Raw genomic sequence first — 10,630 nt, 5'->3', positions numbered from 1 at the left:
GAAAACTCTAATCAGCGGTGCAACTGAAACAGGGATGTTTACAGCTGGACGTCACCTTCAATTCTGTCGGCGCCATTCGCGGCGAGAAGATCTTTTCGGTGGTCAGGGAAATGTTGGGTGACACCCGGATTGAAAATCTGCCCATTGCGTTTACCGCTGTGGCCACCGATCTGCTTGCCCATAAGGAAATCTGGTTCCAGGAAGGCCCGTTGGATCAAGCCATTCGCGCCTCGGTGGCGATCCCAAGTGTTGTTACTCCGCTGGTTCTTAATGGCCGGGTTCTCGTTGACGGCGCCTTGCTCAATCCATTGCCAATTATCCCGACCATTTCCTCTCATGCCGACATGATTGTCGCAGTTAACCTCAGTGGCGAGGATGATCGGCGTCGACGTATTCCCGATGCCGCTTTTTCACCCATACAGGACGAAAACACGGACATGGATGAATGGGTGGATACGATCCGCGAGAAAGCATCGCGTTGGTTTGACTGGGACGCCCTGAAATCACTGACAGCCCGGAAACCGGACAATGGAGACAGCCCGGAAGAGAAAATCAGCCGTGCTGTGCATAAAAAAGAGCACCAGAAGCAACATGATAAGAAACCGACCGACAAGAAGAGTCAGGAAGAGCACGAAACCATCAACTGGGACAAGCTCGGTATCGGCAAATTCGATGTGATGAACCTTACCATCGAGACCATGCAGAGTGCGCTTGTGCAGTACAAGATCGCCGGGTATCCGCCGGACTTATTGGTTAATATTCCCAAAAATGCCTGTCGAACTTACGATTACCACAAGGCCCCGGAATTGATTCAGTTGGGCAGGGAACGGATGGCAGCCGCGCTGGATCGGTTTGAGGAAAGCCGGAACAGCTCCGGCCCGCTGGCGATCTGAGAGATTTGCATGCGGCCGCCTCCGGTGGGCTGCAGTTGGACGCCTAAACAGCGTATAATCCGGCGCTGACACGCTCTCGCACAGGATTTACGTTTGTGACCAGCCCCATTGACGACCTTCATAGCGTTCGGGATTACCTTCGCTACGCTTCCTCACAGTTTGCCGCTTCGCCCCTGTTTTTCGGCCACGGAACGGATAACGTCTGGGATGAGGCGGTTCAGTTGGTCATGCGCAGCCTGCACCTTCCTCTGGAAAACAACACGGTGTTCCTGGAAGCCCGGCTAACCCGCGAAGAGCGAGAGCTGATCCTGGGAAGGATCAGCCGCCGTGTGAACGAACGGGTGCCTCTGGCCTACTTGTTGGGTGAGGCCTGGTTCATGGGCATGCCGTTCCATGTGGACGAGCGGGTGCTGGTGCCGCGTTCTCCCATCGGCGAACTGATCGAGAGTGGCTTTCAGCCCTGGCTGGGTGATAAGCCGGTTGAACGCATCCTTGATCTCTGTACTGGTAGCGGTTGTATTGGCATTGGCGCGGCGTCCGTTTTTTCTGAAGCGGAAGTTGACCTCTCGGATATCTCCGTAGATGCGCTAGAGGTAGCAGAATCGAATATTGAACTTCACGGAGTCCGCGAACGAGTTCGTACCGTACAATCGGATGTCTTTGAAAATATTAAAGGCCGCTACGATATCATCGTGAGCAATCCGCCTTATGTGGATGCGGAAGATCTTTCCAGTATGCCGGACGAATACCGCCACGAGCCTGAACTCGGCCTGGCTGCCGGCAAAGATGGGCTGGATATCGCCCACAGGATCATTGCGAGGGCGGCTGAGCATCTCACCCCTGGCGGGCTCATGGTTGTCGAGGTTGGTAATAGCTGGGTAGCAATGGATGAGGCCTACCCGGATCTGCCGCTAACCTGGCTGGAGTTCGAAAATGGCGGCGATGGCGTCTTTCTGATTACCGAACCGGACCTGAGCCAGTGGCAGGCTTCGAGTTAATCTGAATTCTCAAAAAAGCTGAACAAGATACTGAATTATGTCGGGAAACACTTTCGGAAAACTGTTTACGGTTACCTCATTCGGCGAGAGCCACGGGCCTGCGCTGGGGTGCATCATTGATGGCTGCCCCCCTGGGTTAGAGCTATCGGAAGCGGACATGCAGCGGGACCTGGATCGCCGTAAACCGGGCACCTCCCGGCATACGACCCAGCGCCGTGAAGCTGATGAGGTGAGAATCCTGTCCGGCGTTTTTGAGGGCAAGACCACCGGCACACCAATCGGGCTGGTGATCGAGAACACCGATCAGCGTTCCAAGGATTATTCCAAGATCTCTGAACAGTTCCGGCCGGCGCACGCCGATTACACCTACATGCACAAGTACGGTGTGCGTGATTATCGTGGGGGCGGCCGTTCTTCTGCCCGTGAGACCGCTATGCGGGTGGCCGCCGGCGCGGTTGCCAGGAAATTCCTTGAGCAACGCCTGGGTATCCGGATTCGTGGCTACCTGTCTCAGTTGGGGCCCATCAAGGCGGAAAAGCTGGATTGGGATCAGGTTCACCAGAACCCGTTTTTCTGCCCGGACGCGGACAAGATTGCCGAGATGGAGGCCTATATGGATGCACTTCGCAAAGAGGGTGATTCCATCGGAGCTCGCATTAATGTGGTTGCCGAGGGTGTGCCGCCAGGACTCGGCGAGCCGATCTTCGACCGTCTGGATGCGGATCTGGCTCATGCGCTGATGAGTATCAATGCGGTGAAGGGTGTGGAGATTGGCGCCGGCTTCGACTGCATCGATCAGAAGGGCACGGAGCACCGTGATGAAATGACTCCGGAGGGATTCCTTTCAAACAATGCGGGTGGTGTGCTGGGTGGCATTTCATCGGGGCAGCCGATTGTTGCCAGTATTGCACTTAAGCCGACCTCGAGTTTGCGATTGCCGGGCCGCAGTATTGATGTAAACGGTGATCCCTGTGAAGTGATCACCACTGGGCGGCACGATCCCTGTGTCGGGATTCGCGCAACGCCGATTGCTGAGGCGATGATGGCCATTGTGTTGATGGATCATTATTTGCGGCACCGTGGGCAGAACGCCGATGTGTCTGTTTCTACGCCGGTGATTGGGCAGCTCTGAGTTTGCTTTTTAAGATTTGGTGAAACTGCTGTGGCGGGATTGATTGCCCAAAAAGCGCCCGTAAATACCCCTGCGGGGTCCAGCCAGCAATCACAGATTGCTGTCGTTCGGCTGTCGCATGAAGCTTCGCTTCATAGGCGCTCGGCCTCACCCCTGTAGGGCTTGGTCACGCCATCCATGGCGCTCCACATTTTTGGGCAATAAATCCCGCCACACCAGCCAGACTCTAGTGATGCTCTCATGTCCGGCTCTGAAGGTTCGGTCACCTTCCATGTAGGTCGGATTAGCCAAAGGCGTAATCCGACAGCACACCAAGGCACTGTCGTCGCGAATCTGATTCTTTGGTACCGATAAGAGGTTTCGTTATCTACTGGCGCCTTTCCAACCTCTATTTCTGGTTCTTCGCCCTCCTCGGAGGGCTCCTGCCGTACTGGTCCCTCTACCTCGAGGGCCAGGGATTTTCCTATCTTCAGATCGCCACACTGATGGCGACGATCCAGCTGACCAAAATCGTTGCTCCAAGCGTCTGGGGCTGGCTCGGGGATAAAACCGGCCAGCGGGTTCGTCTGGTCCGGTTCGGGGCCATCACCGGTTCACTGTTCTTCGCTGGTGTATTCATGGAACCAGGGTTCTATGGCCTGCTGCTGGTAATGCTGGCGTTCACCTTTTTCTGGAATGCCATTCTGCCGCTTTATGAGGTGATCACACTTCGAACCCTTGGCGAACAGAAGGAGAAATACGGCCGGGTCCGGCTCTGGGGCTCTGTGGGGTTTATCGGCGCGGTGGCGCTGGTGGGCGGTTTGCTGGAGCTGGTGCCGATTCAGAAACTTCCTTGGCTGTTGTTACCGGTGTTCGCAGGCATCGCCGTTTCCGCGTTTCTTGTACCTGCCGAGCGGGGCGAGCGAAAGCCGCCGGCGCCGAAAGGCAGCTTGAAGGCAATTGTCACACACCCGGCGGTGGTGACGTTCTTTCTAATGAATTTCCTGCTTCAGGTGTCACATGGCGCCTACTACACCTTCTTCAGTATCCACCTGGAACAGCATGGTTACGGCAAGCTTTCGATTGGTCTGTTGTGGTCTTTGGGAGTTTTGGCGGAGATTGCGCTGTTTCTGGTGATGCATAGGCTAACGCGTAATTTTACGGTTCGGCAGATTGCGATTGGCGCACTGACATTAACCATGATCCGCTGGGTTCTGATTGCCGAGGTAACCGACGTGGTTGCAGTGCTGCTCTTCGCTCAGCTGCTGCATGCGGCGTCTTACGGGGCACTGCACGCGATTTCGGTTCAATACATCCAGGGGTTCTTCGGCAAACACCACCACGGACAGGGCCAGGCCCTGTACAGCGGACTCACGTTTGGTGCTGGTGGTGCTCTGGGAGCCTGGCTATCGGGTTTTCTGGTGGATGGTTTCAACACCTCAGCGGCCTTCTGGGGTGGGGCTGCGGCCATGGCGGTTGCAATCGTGATCACGTGGCGAGGTTTGCGGCCGCCGCCAGCCCAAAGCGAGGGCTAAGTCTCAGGCGCCTTCTTCTTCCTGCACGATGGTTAGGAGGGCCTTCGCCGCGTTGCTGAGTTGCCGCCCGGATAATCCGATTCCACCCAGCACCCGAGCAACTGGCTTGCCCACCTCTAGCACTTGAAGGCTGTCATCAACCATTCGTAGGGGCAGAACACTCCACCCCAGGCCAACGCTGGTCATCATCTTGATGGTTTCGAGGTAGTTGGTGGGCATCTGTGGATTCAAATGCAGATTCGCCTCCAGAAACAGCCGGCTTACAACCCGATAGGTCGCGGTACTGGTATCCGGAAGCAGTGCAGGGTGATCCGCAAGATCCGACAACGCTGGTTTGCTGAGCGAGGCCAGAGGATGCTCCGCGCCAGCCACAAACACCATCTGGTCCGGCCATTGGGCGAAAACGTGAAAACTCGGTTCCATACTGTCGCTGAGCGTCACGAACGCCAATTCGGCGTTCCGTTTACGCATCTGCTCGTAGGCGGCATCGGATTCCATGAATTGGAGGTTGATCAATACCTGGGGGTATTCCCGTTTGAACCGTCGCAGCCAATTCGGCAAATGGTGCAGGCCAATGTGGTGGCTGGCGATAATTTGCAGTTCGCCTTCTACCTGCCCGGAGTCGGGCGACAGCGCTACCCTGGCATTGTGGATTTCATCCAGGATCCGGCGGGCATGAGGTAATAGCCGGCTTCCAGCGTCGGTTAGCCGAATCTGACGGTGACTTCGGTCAATGAGACTGGTGCCAAGCTGGTTTTCCAGTGCGGCAAGGCGTTTCGAGATGGCCGGCTGTGTCAGGTGCAGGGTTTCCGCGGCTTCTGAAAAGGAGCCCTGATCAACAATGGTCAGAAAAGCTTTTAATGCGTTTGAGTCCACAGAATGGTCCTCTTTGTTCTGAAGCTTGGGTGCAAGTTGCCTGGAGGGGCAAACCTCCCAAAACACGCCCGTGAATACATCCATGTAGGGCTCGGTCGCGCCATCCCTGGCGCTCCACGGTTTTGTGAGGCCCGCCCCTCCAGGCGCCCCGGGCAGCATTGAGGGCTGCACAATTGTCTGGGGAGCGGGTTGGGAGAGCACTTTCAAAACCGTAGAGGGCCAGGGATGGCCCGATTCGAGCCCACATGGATGTGCTTGCCGGCGTGTTTTGAAAGTGCTCTCCCAACCCGGGACCTTCACTGAAGTATAACCAAAACGGATGCCAAAGATAAAAAACATGAATTGAGGTTATCCGGTCGCAGGCGGTAAGATGGCTTTAACAAACGTTAGAACCAGAAACCCCCAGAGAGTGAGAGAGAACAATGGCGGGCAAGACCTTATACGACAAATTGTGGGACGATCATCTCGTCAAGCAGCGCGATGACGGCTCCGCGTTGATTTACATCGATCGCCAATTGCTGCACGAAGTGACATCACCCCAGGCATTTGAAGGCCTGCGTCTGGCTGGGCGTAAGCCCTGGCGGATCGATGCCAACATCGCGACACCGGACCATAATGTGCCCACCACGGACCGCGATCGGGGTGTTGAAGGCATTGTTGACCCGGTTTCCCGGATCCAGGTGGAAACACTGGACAAGAACTGCGACGAGTTCGGGATTCTTGAGTTCAAGATCAAGGACCAGCGCCAGGGGATTGTGCATGTCATCGGGCCCGAGCAGGGCGCGACCTTGCCGGGAATGAGCATTGTTTGTGGGGATTCCCATACCTCCACCCACGGCGCCTTTGGCTGCCTTGCCCATGGTATTGGCACCAGTGAAGTTGAGCATGTGCTGGCCACCCAGTGCCTGGTTCAGAAGAAGATGAAAAACATGCTGGTCAAGGTGAACGGAAAGCTGGGTCCGGGCGTTACCGGCAAGGATGTTGTGCTGGCCATCATTGGCAAGATTGGAACTGCCGGTGGCACCGGTTACGCCATTGAGTTCGGTGGTGAAGCCATTCAGGGGCTGAGCATGGAAGGCCGGATGACTATCTGCAACATGTCCATCGAGGCCGGTGCGCGGGTTGGCATGGTGGCGGTAGATGACACCACCATCGAGTATGTCCGTAATCGTCCGTTCGGGCCCAAGGGTGATCAGTGGGACGCTGCGGTTGACTACTGGCGGACCTTGCACAGCGATAGCGATGCGACGTTCGATAAAGTTGTAGAGCTGGAAGGCTCTGAAATCCAGCCGCAGGTGAGCTGGGGCACGTCACCGGAAATGGTTGCCGGAATTGACGGCAAGGTGCCGGATCCGGAACAGGAAGCCGATCCCATCAAGCGTGAGGGCATTGTTCGCGCCCTGAAGTATATGGGTTTGCAGCCGAATATGGCGATTACCGATATCAAGCTGGACCGGGTGTTTATTGGCTCCTGTACCAACAGCCGGATTGAGGATCTGCGCGAGGCCGCTGCCGTGGTGAAAGGGCGTAAGGTGTCTCCGATCCTGAAGCAGGCCATGGTGGTCCCGGGTTCCGGCTTGGTAAAAGCACAGGCGGAGCAGGAAGGTCTGGACAAGATCTTTATCGAAGCCGGCCTGGAGTGGCGTGATCCGGGTTGCTCCATGTGTCTGGCCATGAATGCCGACAAGCTGGGGCAGGGTGAGCATTGTGCCTCCACCTCAAACCGGAATTTCGAAGGCCGTCAGGGCTTTGGCGGGCGTACCCATCTGGTAAGCCCGGCTATGGCGGCCGCCGCCGCGGTAACAGGCCATTTTGTTGATGTCCGTGAGCTGATGAACTGATCCACAGGAGAGAACCATGCGCGCATTTACGCAACACCAGGGCGTTGTCGCCCCCATGGACCGTTCCAACGTGGATACGGACATGATTATTCCCAAGCAGTTTTTGAAGTCCATCAAGCGCACCGGCTTCGGCCCGAATCTTTTTGATGAACTGCGTTATATGGATGAGGGTAAACCGGACCAGGATTGCTCCACCCGGCCGATCAATCCGGATTTTGTCCTGAACCAGGACCGGTATAAGAACGCCAGTGTACTGTTGGCGCGGCGTAACTTTGGCTGTGGTTCGAGCCGGGAACACGCACCCTGGGCGCTGGAGGATTTTGGCTTTCGGGTGATTATTGCCCCAAGCTTTGCCGATATTTTCTATAACAATTGCTTTAAGAATGGCCTGTTACCTATTGTTCTCCCGGAGGAAATTGTCGATCAGCTGTTTAAGGAAGTCGAGCAGAGCGAAGGCTACCAGCTGGCAGTGGATCTGGAAGGCAGAACCGTTACCACCCCGTCGGGAGAAACCTTCACGTTCGAGGTGGACGATTTCCGCCGTCATTGCCTGCTGAACGGCCTCGACGATATCGGGGTCACTCTGGAAGATGCGGAGTTGATCAGGTCCTACGAGGAAAGCCGGCGGAAGACGGCGCCCTGGTTGTTTGGCGCTGGTAGCTGATTTGGGTGTCGGATTACGCTGGCGCTAATCCGACCTACCTGTCATCGCGCAGGAATATCCAAAAACGTAGGTCGGATTAGTCGAAGACGTAATCCGACCTAGACGCGGTAGAAATACAATCAAGTAGGTCGGATTAGCCAAAGGCGTAATCCGACATCAAGGAATGGAACAAGGAAACAGTATGCCCAGAACAATCCTGATGCTTCCCGGCGACGGTATCGGCCCGGAAATTGTCGCTGAAGCGGAAAAAGTACTTCGTAAGATCAATGATCAGTTCAATCTGGACCTGAATTTCGAGTCAGGCCTCGTAGGTGGCGCGGCAATTGATGAAGCCGACACGCCGCTCCCGGAGGAAACCCTTGAGAAGGCGACCAAGGCAGATGCTATTCTGCTGGGCGCCGTTGGCGGCCCCCAGTGGGACAGCCTGCCCATGGCCAAGCGCCCGGAGAAAGGGTTGCTTGGGTTGCGCTCCAACCTCGAGCTGTTCGCCAACCTGCGCCCGGCAATTCTTTACCCTCAACTGGCCTCCGCCTCGTCCCTGAAGCCGGAAGTCGTTTCCGGTCTGGATATCATGATTGTCCGTGAACTGACTGGCGGCATCTATTTTGGTCAGCCGCGCGGTGTGCGCGAACTGGAGAGCGGAGAACGCCAGGGTTACAACACCTACGCCTATACAGAATCGGAAATTCGTCGTATCGGCCGGGTGGCTTTTGAGGCGGCGCAGCAGCGGGGCAAAAAGCTCTGCTCCGTGGACAAGGCCAATGTGCTGGAAGTGACTGTTCTGTGGCGGGAAATCATGAATGATCTGCGTCGGGAATATCCTGATGTGGAGCTGTCCCATATGTATGTGGACAATGCCGCTATGCAGCTGGTCCGGGCACCCAAGCAGTTCGATGTGATTGTGACTGGAAACATGTTTGGTGATATTCTTTCGGACGAAGCGGCTATGCTCACCGGCTCGATTGGCATGTTGCCATCGGCGTCGCTGAACTCGGAGAAGCAGGGCATGTATGAGCCCTGCCACGGGTCCGCGCCGGATATCGCCGGGCAGGGCATTGCCAATCCGCTGGCCACCATCCTCAGTGCTGCCATGATGCTGCGGTACAGTCTGAATGAGGAAAAAGCCGCTGAAGCCATTGAAGCGGCGGTCAGCAAGGTCCTGGATCAGGGTCTGCGAACAGCAGACATTATGTCTGAGGGCGCAAAGAAGGTGTCCACCCGGGAAATGGGTGAGGCGGTTCTGGCTGCGCTGTAAAGATCAGGCCCTGACAGGCGTATTTGAGACCCGACGGCAACGCGATGCAGTTGCCGCGGGATCATCCATCCTGTCCCTGCCAGCGATAAAGGCATGGGGCGGGCATAAAACGAGGTCTGAAGATCGCACATGAAGCGAGTTGGACTTGTAGGTTGGCGTGGCATGGTGGGCTCGGTCCTCATGCAACGCATGCGTGAAGAAAACGATTTCGCCGATATCGAACCGGTCTTTTTCACCACGTCCCAGGCTGGCAAGCCTGCGCCGGACGTGGGAAAACAAGACGTTCCGCCTCTGCAGGACGCGTTTGACGTCGAGATTCTGAAAACCATGGATGTCATCGTGACCTGTCAGGGTGGCGACTACACCGGCGCGGTTTATCAGAAGCTCCGTGACGCTGGCTGGGAAGGTTACTGGATTGATGCAGCCTCCACGCTGCGGATGGTCGACCACTCCGTTATTGTTCTGGATCCGGTCAACCGAAACGTGATTGATGCCGCGCTCGAGAAAGGCGTCAAGGACTACATCGGTGGTAACTGCACCGTGAGCCTGATGATGCTGGCCCTGGGTGGGCTGCTTGAGCAGGATCTGATCGAGTGGGTGTCGCCCATGACTTATCAGGCGGCTTCCGGCTCTGGCGCTCAGAACATGCGAGAGCTGTTGAACCAGATGGGCGAGTTGAACAATAGCGTCAAGACCGAGCTGGACGATCCTTCCTCCGCAATTCTGGAAATCGACCGCAAGGTGACCGAGACCATGCGTTCGGATGGCTTCCCCACCGAGCACTTCCAGGTGCCCCTGGCCGGCAGCCTTATCCCGTTCATCGATAAGCAGCTCGACAACGGCATGAGCAAGGAAGAGTGGAAGGCGGGTGTCGAGACCAACAAGATTCTTGGTCGCTCCGATAACCCGATTCCCATCGACGGCATCTGTGTACGGATTGGCGCAATGCGCTCCCACAGTCAGGCGCTGACTATCAAGCTGAAGAAGGATCTCCCGGTTTCTGAAATCGAGTCGATCCTTGCTAAAGCCAATGACTGGGTAAAGGTTATCCCCAATGACCGCGATGCGACCATTGAGGAACTGACTCCGGCGAAGGTGACCGGTACCTTGAGCGTGCCGATCGGGCGTATCCGCAAGTTGACCATGGGGCCGGAATACATTTCCGCGTTTACCGTGGGTGATCAGCTCCTGTGGGGTGCCGCCGAGCCGCTGCGCCGTATGCTCCGGATCCTCCAGGAGCGTTAAAAATTGTTACACAGAGGCAATAAATGCCAACTGTGTCCGGTTTCGGTAAACCGGTGAGGGGGCGGAGGCTGATTTCAGCCTCCGCCCCTGTTATTTTCAAGAGCGCTAGGTAGTTCCGCGCGATTGATAAAAAAATGGTACAAGGATTGCGGCTGATTGATTGATAAAAGAGGTTTTATCAACAATACTTGCCGGACTGAAAATTAAAAAGA

General features: G+C 56.1%; 8 protein-coding genes and 1 pseudogene. 8 read left to right on the top strand and 1 reads right to left on the bottom strand.

The window, feature by feature from the left end:
• Positions 1–44: 44 nt before the first annotated feature.
• The 4 genes and pseudogenes from A8B84_RS17905 to A8B84_RS17890 all read left to right on the top strand — a co-directional run.
• A pseudogene (locus A8B84_RS17905) lies at positions 45–893 on the top strand (patatin-like phospholipase family protein); the annotation flags it as partial.
• 95 nt (positions 894–988) lie between these two features.
• On the top strand, positions 989–1,891 hold the full coding sequence (gene prmB, locus A8B84_RS17900) for a 50S ribosomal protein L3 N(5)-glutamine methyltransferase (protein WP_064230500.1): 903 nt from the start codon (positions 989–991) through the stop codon (positions 1,889–1,891).
• A gap of 37 nt (positions 1,892–1,928) precedes the next feature.
• Positions 1,929–3,023, top strand: a complete 1,095-nt coding sequence (gene aroC / locus A8B84_RS17895) for a chorismate synthase (protein WP_064230499.1) — start codon at positions 1,929–1,931, stop codon at positions 3,021–3,023.
• Between the two features lie 341 nt (positions 3,024–3,364).
• Positions 3,365–4,537: an MFS transporter gene (locus A8B84_RS17890; protein WP_227512892.1), complete on the top strand. Its 1,173-nt coding sequence runs from the start codon at positions 3,365–3,367 to the stop codon at positions 4,535–4,537.
• A gap of 3 nt (positions 4,538–4,540) precedes the next feature.
• Here A8B84_RS17890 and A8B84_RS17885 read toward each other — a convergent pair whose 3' ends face one another.
• Complete coding sequence (locus A8B84_RS17885; protein ID WP_064230521.1) at positions 4,541–5,413, bottom strand: LysR family transcriptional regulator; 873 nt, start codon at positions 5,411–5,413, stop codon at positions 4,541–4,543.
• A 422-nt stretch (positions 5,414–5,835) separates the two neighbouring features.
• On the opposite strand from A8B84_RS17885, the gene leuC reads away from it, so the two are divergent.
• From leuC to asd, 4 genes are all read left to right on the top strand, one after another.
• Positions 5,836–7,254 carry a 3-isopropylmalate dehydratase large subunit gene (leuC, locus tag A8B84_RS17880; RefSeq protein WP_064230498.1) on the top strand — a complete coding sequence of 473 codons (1,419 nt, stop codon included), beginning with the start codon at positions 5,836–5,838 and terminating at the stop codon, positions 7,252–7,254.
• Positions 7,255–7,270: 16 nt separating this feature from the next.
• Positions 7,271–7,918 (top strand): 3-isopropylmalate dehydratase small subunit, encoded by a 648-nt coding sequence (gene leuD / locus A8B84_RS17875; protein WP_064230497.1) that lies wholly within the window; start codon positions 7,271–7,273, stop codon positions 7,916–7,918.
• Between the two features lie 181 nt (positions 7,919–8,099).
• Entirely contained in the window at positions 8,100–9,173 is a 1,074-nt protein-coding gene (gene leuB, locus A8B84_RS17870) for a 3-isopropylmalate dehydrogenase (RefSeq protein ID WP_064230496.1), read from the top strand.
• A gap of 129 nt (positions 9,174–9,302) precedes the next feature.
• On the top strand, positions 9,303–10,418 hold the full coding sequence (gene asd, locus A8B84_RS17865; protein ID WP_064230495.1) for an aspartate-semialdehyde dehydrogenase: 1,116 nt from the start codon (positions 9,303–9,305) through the stop codon (positions 10,416–10,418).
• Positions 10,419–10,630 lie beyond the last annotated feature (212 nt).

Source organism: Marinobacter sp. EhC06, assembly GCF_001650915.1.
GTDB lineage: Bacteria > Pseudomonadota > Gammaproteobacteria > Pseudomonadales > Oleiphilaceae > Marinobacter.
Note: the sequence above shows the minus strand (reverse complement) of the source record. Positions and strands in the feature narration are given on the sequence as shown.

Coding starts and splice junctions, on each gene's coding strand:
- aroC (WP_064230499.1), top strand. CDS start 1,929: ATGTCGGGAAACACTTTCGGAAAACTGTTTACGGTTACCTCATTCGGC.
- leuC (WP_064230498.1), top strand. CDS start 5,836: ATGGCGGGCAAGACCTTATACGACAAATTGTGGGACGATCATCTCGTC.
- leuD (WP_064230497.1), top strand. CDS start 7,271: ATGCGCGCATTTACGCAACACCAGGGCGTTGTCGCCCCCATGGACCGT.
- leuB (WP_064230496.1), top strand. CDS start 8,100: ATGCCCAGAACAATCCTGATGCTTCCCGGCGACGGTATCGGCCCGGAA.
- asd (WP_064230495.1), top strand. CDS start 9,303: ATGAAGCGAGTTGGACTTGTAGGTTGGCGTGGCATGGTGGGCTCGGTC.